The sequence below is a fragment of the Sphingobium scionense genome (assembly GCF_014197035.1).
Lineage (GTDB): Bacteria > Pseudomonadota > Alphaproteobacteria > Sphingomonadales > Sphingomonadaceae > Sphingobium > Sphingobium scionense.
The window spans coordinates 32,924-51,840 of record NZ_JACIEU010000030.1 but is presented as its reverse complement, the minus strand read 5'-3'; the positions used below and the strand labels follow the sequence as shown (position 1 = coordinate 51,840).

At 64.0% G+C, this 18,917-nt stretch carries 15 protein-coding genes; 10 read left to right on the top strand and 5 right to left on the bottom strand.

What is annotated here, in order from left to right; translation table 11 throughout:
* Positions 1 to 215 precede the first annotated feature (215 nt).
* Both GGQ90_RS24160 and GGQ90_RS24155 read right to left on the bottom strand, forming a co-directional pair.
* Positions 216 to 881, bottom strand: a complete 666-nt coding sequence (locus GGQ90_RS24160; protein WP_020819812.1) for a lytic transglycosylase domain-containing protein — start codon at positions 879 to 881, stop codon at positions 216 to 218.
* A 397-nt stretch (positions 882 to 1,278) separates the two neighbouring features.
* The gene (locus GGQ90_RS24155; RefSeq protein ID WP_020819813.1) at positions 1,279 to 1,587 is read right to left on the bottom strand and encodes a hypothetical protein; all 309 of its coding nucleotides are present in this window, start codon (positions 1,585 to 1,587) and stop codon (positions 1,279 to 1,281) included.
* Positions 1,588 to 1,842: 255 nt separating this feature from the next.
* On the opposite strand from GGQ90_RS24155, the gene GGQ90_RS24150 reads away from it, so the two are divergent.
* The 7 genes from GGQ90_RS24150 to GGQ90_RS24120 all read left to right on the top strand — a co-directional run bounded on the left by GGQ90_RS24150 (position 1,843) and on the right by GGQ90_RS24120 (position 8,106).
* Positions 1,843 to 1,995, top strand: coding sequence for a hypothetical protein (locus GGQ90_RS24150; protein ID WP_006949649.1), 153 nt, complete (start codon positions 1,843 to 1,845; stop codon positions 1,993 to 1,995).
* A 303-nt stretch (positions 1,996 to 2,298) separates the two neighbouring features.
* Positions 2,299 to 3,081 (top strand): hypothetical protein, encoded by a 783-nt coding sequence (locus tag GGQ90_RS24145; protein ID WP_020819815.1) that lies wholly within the window; start codon positions 2,299 to 2,301, stop codon positions 3,079 to 3,081.
* Positions 3,082 to 3,192: 111 nt separating this feature from the next.
* A complete protein-coding gene (locus GGQ90_RS24140; protein ID WP_020819816.1) occupies positions 3,193 to 4,074 on the top strand; it encodes a DUF7146 domain-containing protein in 882 nt (293 codons plus the stop codon).
* Entirely contained in the window at positions 4,068 to 4,658 is a 591-nt protein-coding gene (locus tag GGQ90_RS24135) for a thermonuclease family protein (RefSeq protein WP_020819817.1), read from the top strand. The genes GGQ90_RS24140 and GGQ90_RS24135 overlap by 7 nt, the downstream gene beginning before the upstream one ends.
* 116 nt (positions 4,659 to 4,774) lie before the next feature.
* Entirely contained in the window at positions 4,775 to 5,095 is a 321-nt protein-coding gene (locus tag GGQ90_RS24130; protein ID WP_020819818.1) for a hypothetical protein, read from the top strand.
* 282 nt (positions 5,096 to 5,377) lie between these two features.
* Positions 5,378 to 7,153 (top strand): ParB/RepB/Spo0J family partition protein, encoded by a 1,776-nt coding sequence (locus GGQ90_RS24125; RefSeq protein WP_188084214.1) that lies wholly within the window; start codon positions 5,378 to 5,380, stop codon positions 7,151 to 7,153.
* A 380-nt stretch (positions 7,154 to 7,533) separates the two neighbouring features.
* Entirely contained in the window at positions 7,534 to 8,106 is a 573-nt protein-coding gene (locus GGQ90_RS24120; RefSeq protein ID WP_246428418.1) for an ArdC family protein, read from the top strand.
* Positions 8,107 to 8,452: 346 nt separating this feature from the next.
* On the opposite strand, the gene GGQ90_RS24115 is transcribed toward GGQ90_RS24120, so the two are convergent.
* From GGQ90_RS24115 to GGQ90_RS24105, 3 genes are all read right to left on the bottom strand, one after another.
* Positions 8,453 to 9,568 (bottom strand): IS110 family RNA-guided transposase, encoded by a 1,116-nt coding sequence (locus GGQ90_RS24115; RefSeq protein WP_188084213.1) that lies wholly within the window; start codon positions 9,566 to 9,568, stop codon positions 8,453 to 8,455.
* An 84-nt stretch (positions 9,569 to 9,652) separates the two neighbouring features.
* Positions 9,653 to 10,774 (bottom strand): hypothetical protein, encoded by a 1,122-nt coding sequence (locus tag GGQ90_RS24110; RefSeq protein WP_188084212.1) that lies wholly within the window; start codon positions 10,772 to 10,774, stop codon positions 9,653 to 9,655.
* Positions 10,771 to 11,472 (bottom strand): recombinase family protein, encoded by a 702-nt coding sequence (locus tag GGQ90_RS24105; RefSeq protein WP_372587600.1) that lies wholly within the window; start codon positions 11,470 to 11,472, stop codon positions 10,771 to 10,773. The genes GGQ90_RS24110 and GGQ90_RS24105 overlap by 4 nt, the downstream gene beginning before the upstream one ends.
* A gap of 69 nt (positions 11,473 to 11,541) precedes the next feature.
* On the opposite strand from GGQ90_RS24105, the gene GGQ90_RS24100 reads away from it, so the two are divergent.
* From GGQ90_RS24100 to traA, 3 genes are all read left to right on the top strand, one after another.
* On the top strand, positions 11,542 to 14,511 hold the full coding sequence (locus tag GGQ90_RS24100; RefSeq protein WP_188084211.1) for a Tn3 family transposase: 2,970 nt from the start codon (positions 11,542 to 11,544) through the stop codon (positions 14,509 to 14,511).
* Positions 14,512 to 14,587: 76 nt separating this feature from the next.
* A complete protein-coding gene (locus GGQ90_RS24095) occupies positions 14,588 to 15,703 on the top strand; it encodes an IS110 family RNA-guided transposase (RefSeq protein ID WP_122049992.1) in 1,116 nt (371 codons plus the stop codon).
* 357 nt (positions 15,704 to 16,060) lie between these two features.
* Entirely contained in the window at positions 16,061 to 18,916 is a 2,856-nt protein-coding gene (gene traA / locus GGQ90_RS24090) for a Ti-type conjugative transfer relaxase TraA (RefSeq protein ID WP_246428417.1), read from the top strand.
* The last annotated feature ends 1 nt before the right edge of the window (position 18,917 follow it).

Below are 18,917 nucleotides of genomic sequence, written 5' to 3'. Positions count from 1 at the left end.
ACTTCGGCCGCTACGCGACCCCGGTGCAGTGGGTATCGACGATGCCTGAAGGTGCGCCTTATGTAGGTTTTCTGTTCCGTTGCTACTCAACCCCCCGACAGGGGCAGCGCGCGCGCCATGAGCGGCGAGGGCTTGAGACGCGCGAGCAGCGCATCGAGCCGGGATTCAGCCTTGATCTTCCAGATACGAAACATTCGACAACTCCTATCTTCGCCTTACGAACCAATCCGCGCGTGTTGGGCGCGGCCGAAAACATCCCACGCAGGCGGTGGAGGCGGTGGAGCCGCCTCCATGTTCTCCGCTGCGATTTCCGCCAGCTCCACCGGCACACGACCGGCGCCAGTGTCGCTCACGGCGGCGCTGGCGGGCTGATCGCCTACGATGACAGTCGGGATTGCGGTCGCAGGCCGACCGCTGACGCGGCGACCTGCGTTCTCCACGCGGGCGACATAGCCGTTGCGGAAACCTCTCGATTGAGAGCCTGTGTTATACATGCTGAGTGCGACCCGAAGGGCCTCTTGCGGGGTGCGCCCCGTCTTGGCCGAACGGAAATTGGACAGGAGCACCCGCCCTGCCGCTTCGACATTGGCGCACTGCTTGAAAACAGTGTCCCACGTCAGGCCGAGCCAGCCCATGTTGCGTGAATTGATTTGGCCGAGGCCGAGATCCACGCTGTAGCCGCGAGCCACATAGGAGCGCGCGGTTGCGATGGCCTCAGCCTCATTACGCGGACGGCGCGGCTGACTGGCCACGCCGTTGACGTTGATCGCAAACACATAGTTCGAAGATTCCGCATCCACGATCGCGGCGATCGTATGCGGTGCTACTGCTGGGGCGCATTGCGCCGCCAGCGAAAGAACGGCTCCGGTTTCGAGGAACACGTTCCCGCTCCCGGTCAGTTGCGCGGCTGATAGTAGGTCTGTTGCCGCCCGTCAGTCCAAGTGACCGTCAAGCGACCAGGCCTCCCATCATCCGGCTTCTTGTATTTTGTCTTGGCGATACCCCCGCCCGTGCATGTCGGGAAGCTGCCGCCGAGAGCCAGCACCCGCCACAGTTTCGTTATCGGTGGAACACAGGCTGGATATTGCGTCGGACCACCCGGGTTGGAGATGCACAGAACAACCTCACATGCCCAAGTATTATCCGACGCTACAGCGGGGGTCGATTGCACCGCAGCCCCCACCAAGGCGGCCGCGAGCGCGAAATTAAAAGCTTTCATCGCTTTCTCCCTCGTCATCGAGATTTATGCACATATCACGATGAGGGGGAAAGGGAAGCCTAAAACGCCAATTTGTTGCTGCATTGTTTGTCGGGGACCAATCGGATATGGTCATCCTCATATCCGTAATCGAGCACGACATGCCGCACGGCACTTGACAGTCGCTTGTATGTTTTAAGCGTCGGTTGCTCGAATAGGCAGACATTCAGCCACTTATCGCCATGCCACGATACTTTAACGTTGATGATCCATTCACTCGACGGCAACTGCGCAATCTCGACCGCTTGGATCATTCCCCCAGCGGGGCGGCGGGTGGTTAGTTCGCGTTCCAGGATCGGATCATACTGCCAATCGTCGCTATGCGGCATCGTGATTTATTCCCTTTTACCGATAAGGATATGTCTATCCTCGCTTTGACGGCGAGGGCAACCCGGCTTGTCCTCTCTTGCCGTGCAACCACATTACAGCCATTAAGCGTGTCAACACGCTTATTCCGGCACCACATCAACCTCTTGTGTTTTAGACCTATGGCTCGCCCGAAAAGACAGGAAGACCCCCTTCTCCCGGTTCCCTTGCCCCGGCGTCGGCCGAGCCGCGCGAACACGCGCAATCTCGCAGCGTCGGTGAAACCCGAGCTGGCGGCAGAGATCAAAAACCTTGCTGAGCGCGAACAAACGTCCGTTGCCGCCCTGGTCGAAGAGGCGACGATTAATCTCTTGAAAGCACGCGGGATCGAATATCCCGACTATCTGCGCCACTACCGCAAGTTGGCGTGACGAGCGCGTTATAAGCGTGCGCGCACGCTTATTCTTGCCAACCCCTTAAACTTGAGCCAGTTATGACGCGCTGATTCCGCCTTGGAGTCGGCGATTCATCTGTTGCGTGCGGGGTGGCTCCCCGAGGCGACAGGGCAACAAAAAACCCTCGCTTGGCTGAGCGAGGGCTGTTTGTGCCACCGAAGGTGAGCGCGTCTAACTTGGCTCCCTTTATCGGTGGTGCGGCAGCGAAAGTCAATCTCGAAAGCGTGCTTTCGGGAGCGATGGCGCTTGGCCTCGCGGGACCGACGAAGGGAGGTCCGCATGACCACTTCCATAGGCGCCGTGCTGCGTAGCACTGGCCTCGCCACGATCGACCGCGCCTTGCTAGCGCGTGCCGAAAAACCGCGCGTCAAAGTCTGGGCCGGCAGCATCGCCGTAGGCCACGAGAAGCGGGCGAAGGCCTACACGCCGATCCGCAATGCTCGCCAGATGCGCGAGATGATCGAAGCCGCAAAGCTCTACGAGCGGCAGACGCTCGCGCAGCGGCGGACAACCACGCCGCGCATTCGTAACGGTGCGATCGGACAGGCCGGCATCCAGATTATCGAGTTCCTGGCCCGCGTCATCGACTATAGCACCGGCGCGTTGTTCCCCAGCCTTCACACCATCATGGAGGGAACCGGCCTCAGCAAAAATTGCGTCGTTCAGGCGCTTTCGCGCCTCAAAGAGGCGCGCATTATCGACTGGTTCCGGCGCTACGAGCCGGTTCCCGATCACGAAGCGCAAGGCGCTGGCCCGCGCATCAAGCAGGCCACGAACGCCTATCGCTTCCTCTTCCCCGCCTTCCTCTCCAAAATCTTCGCCGCTCGCCGCCGTCGCGGCATCGCGGCTGACCCAGCCCCCGCTTGCGAACAGTATCGCCAGATCGAGGCGGCGCGCGACATGGAGCGCATGAGGGATCAGCTGCCCCTATGGGAGCTAACCCGCGAAGAGCGGGACAAGCGCGAGCTGGCCGATATTCTCGCCAGCTTGGGCGAAGCGATTGAGGCCAAAGAACGTGAGTCATTCGCAAGTGAAGATACCCGGCGGAGATATTTATATTGAATGGCCCTAGTCGGGCCATGCGCGATATTGGCATATATCCCGACCGTTTGCCCGCCTCCGTGAAATGTGTATAAATCCCAATGTCGGGATACCGTTGACGAAAGAAGTTCGATGCAGATGGACGTCGAAGCACGCGCACGTCAGATCGTAGCGGATATGGGCGGCCACTGGCGCGGCTCATATGGCATGGTTTGCTGCCCAGCCCACAACGACCGCAATCCGTCGCTCCAAGTCACCCCCGGCAAGAAGGCCGTCCTGTTCAAATGTTGGGCCGGTTGCAGCCAGGAAGCCGTATGGTCCGCGCTCAACAGCCGCAAAATCAATCGTCACACCAGCGGCGAGACGGTCGATCGCGCGCCCGAACCGTCGCGCCGGAAGCTCGCCCTGCACCTATGGGATTCCGCCGTGCCGATCGCAGGCACCGCGGCTGAACGCTACCTGCGTTCGCGCGCGATCGACCCGGTCGGCCTCAAGGTCCGCTTTGCTCCGCGTTGCATCGTTGGCCCGCCCGACGCCCGCGAAGAGCATCCTGCCCTTCTCGTGCCGTTCGAGGCCGACGAAGGCATAATCGCCGTGCAGCGGATCTTGCTCGATCCAGCAACGGGCGAGAAACGCTACCATGCGGCGTTGCGCGAGGCGAAGTTGACACTCGGCCTGGTCCGACACGCCGCGATGCGGATCGGCGGCCAGCCAACCGGCGATGTTCTGCGCCTCGCGGAAGGCTTCGAGGAAGCCGTTTCCGTCACCCAGCTTAGTGACGGAAAATTCAAGGTGTGGGGCGCTGGCGGCATTCGCCGCTATGGCCTGATCGCGATTCCGGAACGCATCCGCAAAATCGTCATCTACTCGCAACACGGCCAGGAAGCTGCACAGGCCATAGAGGACGCGCGCGACCATCTCACCGCCAACGACCGCGAACTGAAAATCATCCTCCCGCCGGCCCCGGCGCCGATGGACTGGAACGACATTCTTCAGGAGAGAGCCAGGTGCTGATCCGAGGTTTCAAAAAATGGCCGCGAAATCAGCAAATCGCGTTGCCAATTCTCTCTGTTTTCGCCTTCGGTGCGCTGTTCAATCAGATGCAAGCAAGGAATAGCGAGCCAGTTTCGATCCACGTCGAGAACCCGCGCATTATCGACGGCGATACGCTCGAAACGCTCGATAAAAAGCGGGTGCGGTTGTCGGGAATCGATGCGCCGGATGAGGACGGTAAGGGCAATGTGCCCAAGATCGCAGCGCAGCTCTATTTGGAAGAGCTGGTGAAGCAAAATGGCGGCATGGATTGCACGAGCGATTTTCAGGACGAAAAGCTGACGATCGAGCCGATATGCAACACGCGGCGGACAAGCTGGGGCCGGTCTAACCTGTCGTGCCGGTTTCGGTCGAATGGGGCATCTGTTTCGGCAACGATGGTGCGCCATGGATATGCCGTTGATTACAGGCAACATTCAGGGCTGGCCTATGCCCGTTTCATGAAAGATGCAGCCGACGAGCGGCGAGGCCTTTGGGGTGTCGATTACGAGGCGATGAGGAATCTGGCGATCGAGAGGGGCCAGTTGCCGAACAAGTGCAAATGATCGGAGCCGGGAACCTGCCCTATTCCACCCCACGGCTGCGCCGCGCGGCTCCACGGAGCCAGCAAAGCCGTCTCCGCCCATTCGGGTGACGGTCAGGGCTATAAGGGAAGATTAGCATGAATGATGCGATGCGAACGACGATGCAGGCCGCGCCCAGGCACAGTGCATCGCCGCGCGTCGAGGCAATCGCGGCATGGCTGATCGCCGCGCTCATTCTCGCAGGCGGCGGTATCGTTGCACGCCTGATCGTCGATTATCCGCGGCTCCTGCCGAACAGCTATATCGGCTTCCTTATCTACCGCGCTGGACCCACGATTGCGCTGCTATGGGCCTGTGCCGGCGCTGCGATCGCGATCAATGCCGCGACGACACGCCTGATGCTCTTGTCCGCATTGTGCGGATCAATCGTTGCGGTTCTCGCTCTCGCCATTCTCTAGCCGCTAAATGTGCGGCCCTGGGCCGCGCCTTGCCGGTGGTGGCAGCTGCCACCGGGGGGGAACACCAAGGGCACCCGCCCTTTCGTTCCCGAAGCATAATCGACAGGACCGGGTTGCTCGACAAGTTCGGCCAGTTCCGGCGCGCTCGCGCGCGCCGGGGCCTCCCTAGACGCGCCGCCCGCACCACTCCCATCGATTTTGCTTCCCCCTCCCCATCCCGCGCTTCGCCAGCGGGTCAGAGCCGCAGGCCGCAGGCAGCGGCTTCGCCTAAAGGAGTGAAAAATGACCATCCAGACCATCCAACTGAACAAGCTGGCGCTTTCCGACCTCAACGTGCGGAAGGTGAAGCCCAAGGAAATCGAAGCCCTCGCAGCCGACATTCAGGCGCGGGGCGTGCTGCAAAACCTGATCGGCTATGATGAGGACGGCAAGATCAAGATTTGCGCTGGAGGGCGGCGCTACCGGGCCTTGAAGCTGTTGCAGAAGGCAAAGACCATCCCCGGCACTTTCGAGGTTCCCGTTGAAATCCGCAGCAAGGACGAGGCGCTGGAAATCTCTCTTGCCGAGAACGCGCAGCGTGAGGACATGCACCCCGCCGATGCCATCGCCGCCTATCGGGCGATCATCGACAGCGGCAAAGACGTTGACGATGTTGCAGCATCGTTCGGCGTCTCCCCCGCCTATGTCCGCCGCGTGTTGAAGCTGGCGGCGCTGCACCCGACCATTCTCAAAGCCTTCCAGAAAGACGAAATCGGCATGGGCGCGGCGCAGGCTTTCGCGCTGACAGACGATCAGGACCGCCAGCTTGAGGTTTTCAAGCGCACCGGCGACAACGCCCACCAAATCCGCGCCATGCTCACCCAGGAGAAGGTTGCCGATACCGACAAGCATTTTCGCATTGTAGGCGAGGAAGCCTATTGCGCCGCAGGCGGCACCTTCACCACCGATCTTTTCGGAGAACGTCGCTATTGCGATGATGCGGGCCTTGTCATGGACCTTGTGCAAGATCGGCTCGACGCCATCGCCAAGGCGGCGCGCGAAGATGGCTGGCGCGATGCAGAAGGGCAGCTCTACCGGCCTGATTCCTACTGGATGCGCGGCCATCTGGAACCCGCTGGCGAGCGCCATCCGACCGAGGAAGAAACCGCGCAGCTGGTCGAGATCGAGGCGGCAATCGCCAAGCGGGAAAGCGAGGTGGACGAGGACGAGCACGACTATGACGACGAGTTGCGCGCCCTGACCCGCAAGCAGGACGCTATCGTATCGGCTTGCCGCGTCTTCACCGCCGAGCAGAAGGCCGAGCACTCGCTTATCGTCTTCATCGGGCATGACGGTATCGAACAGGTTGCGTTCACGCGCAGCGCCAAGGGCACCGCCGCCGATGGCCCCAAGCCTCCCCGGCCCGACTACTCGCAGAAGGTCATGGATCAGCTGGGCGGCATCCGCACGATGGCGGTTCGGGAAGCCCTTGCCAGCGACCCGGAGCTGGCGCTGGACGTGCTCTTGACGGGCCTATTGGGGCAGGTTCGCGGCAACTCCTATTCGTGGCAACAAGCCGCCGAAATCACCGCCGAGAAGAACCGCTTCCATGTTGACGAGGCGATCATGGGCCATTCCACGATTGCCGACATTGACGAAATCGCGGGGGCCGATCTTGCCCGCTTGGCCGAGACACCCACGCTGGACGACATGCGCCAGATGGACAGCGAAGCGAAATTGCGGCTGCTGGCCTACTGCGTGGCCTCGCAGATCACGAGCCTTTCGTTCCATAGCGACCGCGACCGCCAGCTGGCGCAGATCGTCGGGGCCGCGCAGATCGACATGGCCGACAAGTGGGAACCCAATCAGGTATTCTATGACCAGCTTAGCAAGGCCACGCTCTTGAAGCTGCTGGCCGAAGGTTGCGGCAACGACGCCGCAGAGAATTGCCAGACCATGAAGCGCTCTGATCTTGCCGTGACGGTCAACGAGCGCCTTGCGGGGCGGCGCATCCTGCCCCCCGCCCTTCGACCCTCTGCCTTGCCCGATGCCGCTGATAGCGAAAGCCAAGCGGCATGACGGCATGGGGAGCGCGCTTCACTCCCGCGCTCCCCGCAAACTTGCGGGGCGGTGGCAGCTGCCACCGCACCCATTTTACAGAACGCAGCCGGTAAAATCGGCCGCGTATAATGAGCGGCCAGGGCCGCGCGTTGCCGGTGGTGGCAGCTGCCACCGGGGGAACACCAAGGGCACCCGCCCTTTCGTTCCCGAAGCATAATCGACAGGACCGGGTTGCACGCCAAGTTCGGCCAGTTCCGGCGCGCGCGAGCGCCGGAGCCTCCCTAGCCGTGCCGCCCGCACCACTCCCATCGATTTTGCTTCCCCCTCCCCATCCCGCGCTTCGCCAGCGGGTCAGAGCCGCAGGCCGCAGGCAGCGGCTTCGCCTAAAGGAGTGAAAAATGGCTAAGGAAACGAACCGGATCGACATTTATCAGGCCGTCACCGACGACATTCTTGCGATGCTGGAAGCGGGCACCAAGCCGTGGGTGAAGCCGTGGAGCGGTGGGCCGACCATTCCGCTCCGGCACAATGGGGTCGCCTATCGTGGGATCAACGTCCTCAGCCTTTGGGCCAGCGCTATGCGTCAGGGCTTCGCCTCGCCCTATTGGCTGACCTTCAAACAGGCGTTGGAGCTGGGCGGCAATGTCAGGAAGGGCAGCAAGGGAACCACCATTGTCTATGCCAACAAGCTTGTCGTGAAAGACTCCGAGACGGACAACGAGCGCGCCATTCCGTTCTTGAAACGATACACGGTTTTCAATGCCGATCAGGTCGAAGGACTGGACGGCAAATATCCCGCGCCCGCCCCGATCATCACCAATCCCGAAACCCGCGACGTTGAGCTTGAAGTGATGTTCTCTCGCATCGACGCAACCGTTCGCATCGGCGGATCGCAAGCCTATTACCACACCCGCGACGACTATATCCAAATGCCCGCTTTTGAAGCGTTCCATTCCGCCGACGACTACTAGGGGTCCGGTGAGAGAATGTTCGAAAACGTACGCTCTCATGACTGCCATCCGAGACGCTGGCCGAGTTTACTCCTTCGCTGACCGCAAGACCAGCGTTCGCATTGACCTTGGCGGGTGTGCCGCGGACGCCTGATCGACGACGATTGATCACGCTCTCATCCGCGGGTTGGTTACCGCACTACCCGTATCCGTCGCTGGGCCTATCCTCCGTCTAAGTTCGGGCGTCGGACGAACCTGCCCCACCGTACACCGTGGATTGCCCATCACAGTCGGGTGCCCGCGGCACGCCGGCCAAGGCTATGCAGTTGGTGCGCTGGCGCCTCCTCTCGTGATCGTTGTGCGTGGATCAGCCAGCCACGGCCGGTGACACCCGACGTGCAATGTCCCAGGCATAGCCGACCAGTTCACGCGCGATCGCAGTGGTCACCTTCGGCTGCGGTTTGCCGGTGGCTGCCAGGCGACGGTAGCGCTGACACAGGCGAACCTGTGCCTTCCACCCGATCGCCTGGATGTCTTCGGGCAAGTCGATGACCCGCTCACGGTAGCGTCGCTCCTCGCGAGCAGGCAGTCGATACGACCAGCCAGCCTCGATCAGCATGGTGCGTGCCTGCGCGTTGCCCGCGCGGGTGATCCGGCCCCGCTTAGTCCGGGCACCGCTGGAGTGCTCGGACGGCACCAGGCCGACATACGCCATCAACTGCTTGGGATTGTCGAAGCGGGTGAGATCGCCGACCTCGGCGACCAGCGTCGCGGCACTGACCAGCCTGATGCCGCGCAGGACCTGTAGATTGCGGACCAGCGGCGCGAAGCACCATGCATCCACCGCTTCGGCCAGCGCCGCCTCCAGCCTTCCAACCCGCGCCTGCGCTTCCAGCACCCGCTTCTGCATCTCCTGGAATGCCAGTTGCTGATGAGGAAAATCGAACCGCTGTTCGGACAACCACCGCCAGTACATCTTCGTCCAGGCCGCCTTGCCGCCAAAACGACGATCATGCCGAAGCAAGAAGCTTCGCACAGTCTGCTTGGCCCCAATGGCATCCTCCTGTGCGCTGCGCCGGGCGCGAATGAGGTCGCGTACCGCCTCGTGCGCCTCGTCTGGCACCCAGATGGCGGTGAGTTCGCCGGCGCGTAGCAGCCGCGCCAGCGTCATCGCGTCACGCCGGTCCGTTTTCACGTGGTCGCCTGGACGCCGCGGCATCATCGAGGGGGCGATGACGATGGAGCTCTGTCCCAGTTTCGTCAGCAGCCGATGGAGCCCATAGCCGCAAGGGCCAGCCTCGTAGCAGACGTTCAATGTCACGCCCGGCCCTATCAGCCGTTTGACCAGTTTCCTGATCGCATCGTCGTCATTGGCGACCGTGCCGACGAAACGCACCTCGCCTCCGCGCTCCCCGTCGGCAACCGCGACCGCGATGGTTTCCTTATGAACGTCCAGACCAACGTATTTTACTGCCTCCGTCATGACTCATCTCCGTTGCTGACAGATCCATCGTCAGCATCTCAGATTCGAGCCTCCAAAGCTCCGGCAGTCATGGGGTCTAAGGGATCAGAGCGATTGCAGGGTGTGGAGCAGTTGGTATGAGGCCCGTTTGATTGCGCCATCGTAGCGGCCGAACGCGAACGCTGTCGCTTTCGCCTGTCTTTGGATCATGTCGGGATGCCGTTCGAAGGCTCGATCTACTGCAGCAAGCACATCGTCAGCACCTGATGCGACCTCTCCCAGATGCCAACCAGCGTACCTTGGATCGTCCTGCCAGTTAGCGCCATGCGCATTCACGAAAGCGACGGGCCGCGGCTTAGCGAGGAATTCGTAAAGCTGGCTCGACATGTCGCCCAGATAGATGTCGGCGGCCCGCGCATAGCTCATGTCGAACAGCTTGGGAGAATCCAGATCGACCGCGATGTGCTCTGGCACGGCAAGTTCCAGCCACCGCGTTCGCGGGCCCAGATGGAGGTTCTCGAATGTGCGTACATGAGGAGCGAAGACCAGGTTGTACCGCTCCTGTTCGCGGAAACGGGCGATGACATCGCGAGCGATGCCGATCGATGATAGCGCGGGATCGAAATGGGGGTTGTAGAAGACGGTCGGGCGATCATTGTCGAACAATCGCGGTCTGGCGGGCAAAGCCTGCAGGTAATCCATCTTTACATAGCTGACGGCCGAAAGCTTCTTATGGCCGAGGCCTTGCGCGACGGCACGCTCGATGTCTTTCTGTCCGGGAACGAAGATGGCATCGAAGGCTCTCTGCTTGGCTTCGGAGGATGGTGCACGGTCGCCAGCGCCGTGGCGGAAATGTACCAGCGGACGCTTCCATCCGAGCCATCGCAACGCCGCAGAGGTGCGCTCGGGAACGATGATGGCCTGGGTCTTGCGGGCCTGCCATCGGATCCGCGCCAGCAGGGGCCCCTTCGCCGCCGAGCGGCTGCCCGTTATGCGCGCTGCAATCCTGCCCGCCCAAGGCCAGGCGATCTGCGTCACGGTCATCGTGCTGGCTCTCATCGCCGCAGCCACTGCGCGCAAGGCGGCGGCGGTGCGGTCGTCGGCGCAGATGCAGCGGACCGTGATATCCGGATGGCTCAGGCTAAGTTCTGCGGCGACCGGCGCGAGATGCAGGACCTGATGCTCCCCTCCGATGAATACGAACGTGAGATTGTTCAAATTCGTCATGCCTTGATCGATGGGCGCGCTTTTCGAGCGAGAAGCTTCTGTCCGTCCGTCCTGATCTCTCCGTTCGGCGTAACATGCCGGTAGAGCGTCTGACGCGTGATGCCCAGCTCGGCGCACAGCTCGGCGACCTTGGTTTCGGGTTTGCCCATAGCCGCCTGGGCAAGCCGCAGTTTGGCGGGCGTCATCTTGAACGGGCGACCGCCATGTCGGCCGCGCGCACGTGCCGATTCCAGACCGGCGCGGGTGCGCTCGACGATCAACTCGCGCTCAAACTCGGCGAGGCCGGCAAAAATCGCAAAGATCAACCGACCGTTGGCGGTGGTGGTGTCGATCGACGCGCCTTCGCCGGCCAGCACCTTGAGGCCGATGCCACGCTTGGTCAGGTCGCCGACTGTGTTAACGAGGTGGCGCAGGTCGCGACCGAGGCGGTCGAGCTTCCATATGACCAGCGTGTCATCACGGCGCAGTGCCTTCAGGCAGGCATCCAGCCCCGGCCGCTTGTCGAGCCGGCCCGACGCGGCATCCTCATAGATATGCTCGGGATCGACGCCGGCCGCGACCAGCGCGTCGTGCTGAAGGTCGTGAACCTGGCTGCCATCCGCCTTGGACACTCGCGCGTAACCGAGCTGCGTTGTCACATATACGTCCGTCTGCGTGACGGAGCGGCATTGCCCGTCGATCAATCTGCATAATGTCACATAACCCGTCTCCTCGTCTATGCTCCATGAACAGGGCCACATCCCTGTTGCGTGACAAACAGGAAGCCGATGCCGTCCAGAACAATATTATCGCCTGCGCAGCGCGCTGTGATCTTCGATCCGCCTTCTGACAGCGCGACGATCGAGCGGCTCTTCACTCTCGGCCCCGATGACCTCGCGCAGGTAGCGCGTCGTCGGCGCAGAGCGAACCGGCTCGGCTATGCCGTGCAGCTCTGCTACCTGCGTCATCCGGGGCGTGCGCTGCTGCCGAGTGAAGCAGTGCCCGCCCTCATGCTGTCGCTGCTCGCCGACCAGATCGGTTGCCGGATCGACGACTTCGCCGACTATTCTGCCCGTGCGACGACGCTGCGCGAGCATCGCGCCGAGATCGAAGCGCATCTTGGTCTGCGCGCCTTTGACCGGATCGACGTACGATCGACGCTGGCACTGGGATCAGAGATCGCCACCTCGACCGATCGGGGCGAGGCGATCGTCGCCGGCATGGTCAATCGCCTGCGGCTCGACCGGATTGTTCTGCCTGCGGCATCGACGCTGGAACGGCTCGCCCTCATCGTGCGGGCCCATGCACGCAAGGCCGCCCATGCCGGACTGATCCGCGATTGCTCGGCCGATCAGGAAGCGGCACTCGAACGCCTGATCGCATCCGATGACAATGGTCGCACCCGTCTGGGATGGCTACGCGAATGGCCGGAAGCGCCATCGGCGTCGAACCTGAAGGGGATCGTCGAACGGCTCGACGCGGTGCGCGGCATCGGGATCGCAACCGATCGGGCACGACGTATCCATGCCGCCCGCTATGCCGTCATCGCCCGGACCGCCGGCATCGTCACTGCGCAACACCTCCGGCGTCTCGAACGCCCGCGCCGACTCGCGATGCTGGTCGCCTCCATGATCGAGATGGAGGCGGCGCTGACCGATGCCGCCTTGGTCATGGTCGAGAAGATGGTGGGGGCGCTGTTCCGCCGCGCCGACCGTACCCGGTCCGACCGGCTGCTCGGGCAGGCACGGATGCTGAAAGACACGGCGCGCTTTCATGTCCGGCTCGGCCGCTTGCTGGTCGATGCACGCGCGAGCGGACGCGACGCCTTTCGCACGATCGATGACCGGGTGGGCTGGGATCAGCTCGAACGCAGCATCCGCTTCGCCGAGGATCTGACGCGTGCGGCCGATGACGGTCTGGAGGAAGTGGTCGAACGCTACCCTGCCGTGCGGCGGTTCGCCCCGACCTTCCTCGCCGCCTTCACCTTCCGGACCGCGAGATCGGGCGATCCGCTGCTCGGCGCGATCGAGGCGCTGCGAACGATGTACCGCGACGGCCGATCGGTCCTGCCGAAGCGTGTGCCGACCAGCTTCATCAAGCCACGCTGGCACAAGGTCGTGCAGCCGGCCGAAGGGACAATCGACCGCCGCGCCTATGAGATCGCGGTGATCGTCCACCTGCGCGAACGGCTCGGATCAGGCAGCATCTGGGTAGATGGCAGCCGCGCCTATCGCACGCTGGACGATTACCTGCTGCCGGTGCCCGCCTTTGAGACGATGCGCACCGATAGCGATCTGCGCCTCGCCGTGCCGTCCCGTTTTTCTCAATGGTATGAGGAACGGCGCGCGATGCTGACCCAGCGCATGACCGAGGTGGAGCGCGCAGCCGCGGCCGGCGAACTGGTCGACGTAACGATCGAGCGCGGGCAGTTGTTGATCTCGCCGATCCGGCGATCTCCGTCCGACGATGCCGAGGCGCTGAAGGCCCGGCTCTACGCGATGCTGCCGCGTGTCCGCATTACGGACCTGCTGGTTGAGGTCGCCGCGTGGTCGGGCTTTGCCGACCGTTTCGTTCATGCCCGCAGTGGCGAGCCGGCCTCTGACCAGTCCGCGCTGATGGGGTCGATCCTCGCCGATGCGACCAATCTCGGCCTCGGGCGCATGGCGGAAAGCTCGCGTGGGCTGACATTGTCACGCCTGCGCTGGACTGCGGAATGGCATGTGCGCGATGAAACGTACCTGTCGGCGCTGGCGGCGATCGTAGACTGCCACACCGCGCATCCGCTCGCCCAGGTCTGGGGACCGGGCGACACATCGTCCTCGGACGGGCAGTTCTTCCGCGCCGGCGGTCAGGGCGAGGCGCGCGCCGATCGCAACGCCCGCTACGGCAGCGAACCCGGCGTGCTGTTCTACACCCACGTCACCGACCGCTTCACGCCGTTCCATACCAAGGTCATAGCCGCCAATGCTGGCGAGGCCGCGCATGTCCTCGACGGCCTGCTCGATCATGAGAGTGAACTGGTGATCCGCGAACATGCGACCGATACCGCCGGGGCGGTCGATCATGTCTTCGGCTTGTGCCATCTGCTCGGCTTCCGCTTCGCACCGCGTATTCGCGACCTCAACGAACGCCGCCTGTATAGCCTGTCGTCGCTCGATCCTTGGCCGACGCTGCGCCAACTTGTCGCGGGCCCGGTCAACGTTCGCGCGATCGAAGAGGATTGGGACGAGACGCTGCGGCTCGCCGCCTCGATCCGCGCCGGCACCGTCAGTGCCTCGGTCATGCTGCGCAAGCTGGCGGGTTTCCCGCGTCAAAACCCCGTCGCCCGCGCGCTGCGTGAGATCGGGCGGATTGAGCGCACACTGTTCATGCTCGACTGGTTCGACGATCCCGAACAGCGGCGTCGCACCGGCAGCATCCTCAACAAGGGTGAGGCCCGCAACGCGCTCGCCCGCGCCATCTTCTTCAACCGCCTCGGCGAACTGCGCGACCGCACCTTCGAGAACCAGCGCCATCGTGCCTCTGGCCTGACCCTGCTCACCGCGGCCGTCACGCTCTGGAACACCGTCTATCTCGACCGCGCCGTCCGGCATTTGCGCGCCAGCGGTGTCGAGGTGCTGGACGAACTGCTTGCCCATGTCGCGCCATTGGGCTGGGAGCATATCGGCCTCACTGGCGACTATCTGTGGAGCGAGATGGACAAGCCCCGCGAGCGGTTCAGGCCGCTCCGCCTCCATCGGAACGGTCGGGATGCTTAGACCCCATGACTGCCGGAGCCGCGGGGGCTCAAATCTGAGATGCTGACGATGGATTTGTCAGCACTGGAGGCGAGTCATGACGGAAGCAGTGAAATACGTCGGTCTGGACGTGCATAAGGAAACCATCGCGGTCGCGGTTGCCGATGGAGAGCGCGGAGGCGAGGTGCGTTTTGTTGGCACGGTCGCCAACGAGGACGACGCGGTCAGAAAGCTGGTCAAGCGGCTGACGGCGCCGGGCGTGAGGTTGAGCGTCTGCTACGAGGCTGGCCCTTGCGGCTATGGCCTGCACCGGCTGCTGACGAAACTTGGGCAGGCTTGTATCGTCATCGCCCCCTCGATGATGCCACGACGGCCGGGCGATCATGTGAAGACCGACCGGCGTGACGCAATGACGCTGGCCCGACTGTTGCGTGCTGGCGAGCTTACCGCGATCTGGGTTCCGGACGAAGCGCACGAGGCGGTGCGTGATCTGATCCGCGCCCGACGCAGCGCACAGGAAGATGCCACCGGGGCCAAACAGACCGTGCGCAGCTTCTTGCTGCGGCACGATCGTCGTTTCGGCGGCAAGGCGGCCTGGACGAAGATGTACTGGCGGTGGTTGTCCGAACAGCGGTTCGACTTCCCCCATCAGCAGCTGGCATTTGAGGAGATGCAGAAGCGGGTGCTCGAGGCGCAGGCGCGGGTTGGACGGCTCGAGGCGGCGCTGGGCGACGCGGTAGATGCATGGCGTTTCGCGCCGCTGGTCCGCAATCTTCAGGTCCTGCGCGGCATCAGGCTGGTCAGCGCCGCGACGCTGGTCGCCGAGGTCGGTGATCTGACCCGCTTCGACAATCCCAAGCAGTTGATGGCCTATGTCGGCTTGGTGCCGTCCGAGCATTCTAGCGGTGCCCGGACCAAGCGTGGTCGGATCACGCGCGCGGGTAACGCGCAGGCACGCACCATGCTGATCGAGGCTGGCTGGTCGTATCGACTGCCCGCTCGCGAGGAACGCCGCTATCGTGAGCGCGTCATCGACTTGCCCGAAGAGATCCAGGCGATTGGATGGAAGGCGCAGGTTCGTCTCTGCCAGCGCTACCGTCGCCTCGCGGCCGCAGGCAAGCCCCAGCCCAAGGTAACCACCGCGATCGCGCGTGAACTGGTCGGCTATGCTTGGGACATCGCCCGACGCGTACCACCGGCGGTCGCCACTTGATCTTCCAACCAGCAGTGAGAGGAGGCGCCAGCGCACCATCTGCATAGCCTTGGCCGGCGTGCCGCGGGCACCCGACTGTGATGGGCAATCCACGGTGTACGGTGGGGCAGGTTCGTCCGACGCCCGAACTTAGACGGAGGATAGGCCCAGCGACGGATACGGGTAGTGCGGTAACCAACCCGCGGATGAGAGCGTGATCAATCGTCGTCGATCAGGCGCCCGCGGCACACCCGCCAAGGTCAATGCGACCGCTGGTCTCGCGGCCAGCGAAGGAGTAAACTCGGCCAGCGTCTCGGATGGCAGTCATGAGAGCGTACGTTTTCGAACATTCTCTCACCGGCCCCCATTCCGCGCGAAATGAATCAGGCGCAGGGCGTCGCGCTCGCCCGCGAATTTGTCGAAAAGCAGTTTGTCGAGCGCGGTATGGTCGCGGACATGAACGTGCATTGGGACATGGGCAAGGACGGGATGCCCAAGCCCCACGCGCATGTCATGTTGTCGATGCGCGAGGTGGACGGGGAGGGGTTCGGGAAGAAGGTCCGCGAGTGGAACCGCACCGAGCTGTTGGAGGGGTGGCGCGAGGCATGGGCGAACCATGTCAACTTGGCGCTTGCCGAGTTGGATATTGATGCCCGCATAGATCATCGCACCCTGGAGGCGCAGGGGATCGACCTGGAGCCGCAGCACAAGATCGGGCCGGCGGCATCGCGTATGCCCGAACAGGGGCTTGAGGCGGAGCGGGTCGAGGACCATGCCCGGATCGCACGCGAGAATGGCGAGAAGATCATCGCCAACCCGTCGATCGCGCTCGACGGCATCACGCGCGGGCAGGCGACGTTCACCACGCGCGACCTGGCGATGTTCGTCCATCGGCACAGCGACGGCAAGGATCAGTTCGACCAGGCTATGAGCGCGGTGCGGACCTCGCCGGAACTGGTGGCGCTGGGGAAGGATGGACGCGGCGAGGACCGCTTTACCTCGCGCGACATGATCGCGACGGAACAGCGGTTGGAACGGTCGGCTGACAGCCTCGCCGGTATGGCGCGGCATGGCGTCGCCGAGGCTACCCGAGCGCGCGCGTTGGAGGCGGCCGAGGGCAGGGGCCTTTCCCTGTCGGCCGAGCAGCGCGGGGCGTTGGAGCATATCACCGGCAAGGATGGGCTGGCGTCCGTGGTCGGCTATGCCGGCACCGGCAAATCGGCGATGCTGGGAGTGGCGCGCGAGGCGTGGGAGCATCAGGGCTATCAGGTGCGCGGCGCGGCGCTGTCGGGGATCGCGGCCGAGAATCTGGAAGGTGGATCGGCTATCCCCTCGCGGACGATCGCGAGCCTTGAATATCAGTGGGACCAGGGCCGCGAGCTGCTGACCAATCGCGACGTGCTGGTGATAGACGAGGCCGGCATGATCGGCACGCGCCAGATGGAGCGCGTGTTGTCGGCGGCGGATAGGGCAGGGGCCAAGGTCGTTCTTGTCGGCGACCCGGAGCAGTTGCAGGCGATCGAGGCCGGCGCGGCGTTCCGATCGGTGACGGAGCGGCATGGCTGGGCCGAGATCACCGAGATACGGCGGCAGCATGAGGATTGGCAGCGCGAGGCCACGAAGGCGCTGGCGACTGGCCGCACCGGCGAGGCCATCCATGCCTATGAGCGGCATGGCATGGTCGAGGCGGCCGAGACGCGCGAGCAGGCCCGTAGCGAGCTGGTGGACCGCTGGGACGCGCAGTGCACCGCCGCGCCGGATCAGACCCGCATCATCCTCACCCATACCAATGCCGAGGTGCGCGATTTGAACCTGGCCGCGCGCGATCGGCTGCGCGACGCCGGCGAGCTGGGCGCGGACGTGCGCCTGTCGGTCGAGCGGGGCGCGCGCGACTTCGCGAGCGGCGACCGCATCATGTTCCTCAAAAACGAGCGCGGCCTTGGCGTGAAGAACGGCACGCTAGGCAAGGTCGAGCAGGTCAGCGCCGAGCGCCTGGCCGTGCGGCTCGATGATGGCCGACAGGTGGCGTTCGACCTCAAGGACTATGCCCATGTCGATCATGGCTATGCGGCGACGATCCATAAATCGCAGGGGGTGACGGTCGATCGGGCGCACGTCCTCGCCACCCCCGGCATGGACCGTCATTCGGCCTATGTGGCGCTGTCGCGGCATCGCGACGGGGTGCAGCTCCATTACGGCCGCGACGACTTCGCCGATCAGCGCCGGCTTGTCCGCACCCTGTCGCGCGAGCGGGCGAAGGATATGGCGTCGGATTATCCGATGGTCCGCGACCGCGACGCGGAGGCGCGGGCTTTCGCCGACCGGCGCGGCTTGTCGGGCGAGATCCGATTGCCGGAACGGGCGGAACGCTCGCCGGTGGAGATCCTTGGCCCTCGCGCGGAAACCATGCGCCAGATGGGCGAAGATCCACGCACGGTTCGCGATGCCGGCGACCGCAGCGCTGGCGCGGGACAAGCCGCGGCCGAGCGGCAACCGCGGCGGGGCATGTTCGACGGCTTCCGGCCTGCCCCGCAGCGCCCAGCGCCGGAGCCGACGCCGGCAGGCGAGCGCGAGAAGGCGGCCCCGAGGCGCGGCATGTTCGACGGGCTGAAGCTGTCGGCCGCGCCGCTGAAGGGCGCGGAGCGCGCGCCGGTGCCTGCCGATCGCGGCCAGGGCCGCGACTATGCCCGCGCGGTCGAGCGGGCCTCGCGTTCGGCCGAGGCGGTGTTGCAGGCGCGGGCGTCGGGCGCTCCGGTCCTTGAGCATCAGAAGGTCGCGCTCGAGCGCGCGACACAGGCGCTTGAGCAGATCAGGCCGGGAGCCTCGCGCGACCTGTCGGCGGCGATGCAGCGCGACCCCGCCTTGCTGCGCGAGGCGGCGGCGGGGCGCAGCGGGCCGATGCTCGACGCGATGGCCCAGGAGGCGCGCGTGCGGGCCGATCCGAACTTGCGCGCGACAAGGTTCGTGGAACGCTGGCAGGGGCTGAAACAGGAGCGCGACCGCCTCACCCAAGCCGGTGACATGGCGGGCCGGGAGCGCACGGGCAAGGAAATGGCGGGCATGGCGAAAAGCCTTGAGCGCGATCCCCAGGTGGAATCGGTCCTGCGTAATCGCACCCGCGAGCTGGGGCTTGAGATCGGCATAGGCCGGGGACGCGGCATGGACAGCGGCGATCTTGGCCGCGAGCTGGCGCGGGATTTGGGGATAGGCATGGGGCGCGGCATGAGCCGGTAAG

Coding starts and splice junctions, on each gene's coding strand:
- GGQ90_RS24140 (WP_020819816.1), top strand. CDS start 3,193: ATGCAGATGGACGTCGAAGCACGCGCACGTCAGATCGTAGCGGATATG.
- GGQ90_RS24120 (WP_246428418.1), top strand. CDS start 7,534: ATGGCTAAGGAAACGAACCGGATCGACATTTATCAGGCCGTCACCGAC.
- GGQ90_RS24130 (WP_020819818.1), top strand. CDS start 4,775: ATGAATGATGCGATGCGAACGACGATGCAGGCCGCGCCCAGGCACAGT.
- GGQ90_RS24125 (WP_188084214.1), top strand. CDS start 5,378: ATGACCATCCAGACCATCCAACTGAACAAGCTGGCGCTTTCCGACCTC.
- GGQ90_RS24155 (WP_020819813.1), bottom strand. CDS start 1,587: ATGCCGCATAGCGACGATTGGCAGTATGATCCGATCCTGGAACGCGAA.
- GGQ90_RS24145 (WP_020819815.1), top strand. CDS start 2,299: ATGACCACTTCCATAGGCGCCGTGCTGCGTAGCACTGGCCTCGCCACG.
- traA (WP_246428417.1), top strand. CDS start 16,061: ATGAATCAGGCGCAGGGCGTCGCGCTCGCCCGCGAATTTGTCGAAAAG.
- GGQ90_RS24095 (WP_122049992.1), top strand. CDS start 14,588: ATGACGGAAGCAGTGAAATACGTCGGTCTGGACGTGCATAAGGAAACC.
- GGQ90_RS24110 (WP_188084212.1), bottom strand. CDS start 10,774: ATGACGAATTTGAACAATCTCACGTTCGTATTCATCGGAGGGGAGCAT.
- GGQ90_RS24100 (WP_188084211.1), top strand. CDS start 11,542: ATGCCGTCCAGAACAATATTATCGCCTGCGCAGCGCGCTGTGATCTTC.
- GGQ90_RS24115 (WP_188084213.1), bottom strand. CDS start 9,568: ATGACGGAGGCAGTAAAATACGTTGGTCTGGACGTTCATAAGGAAACC.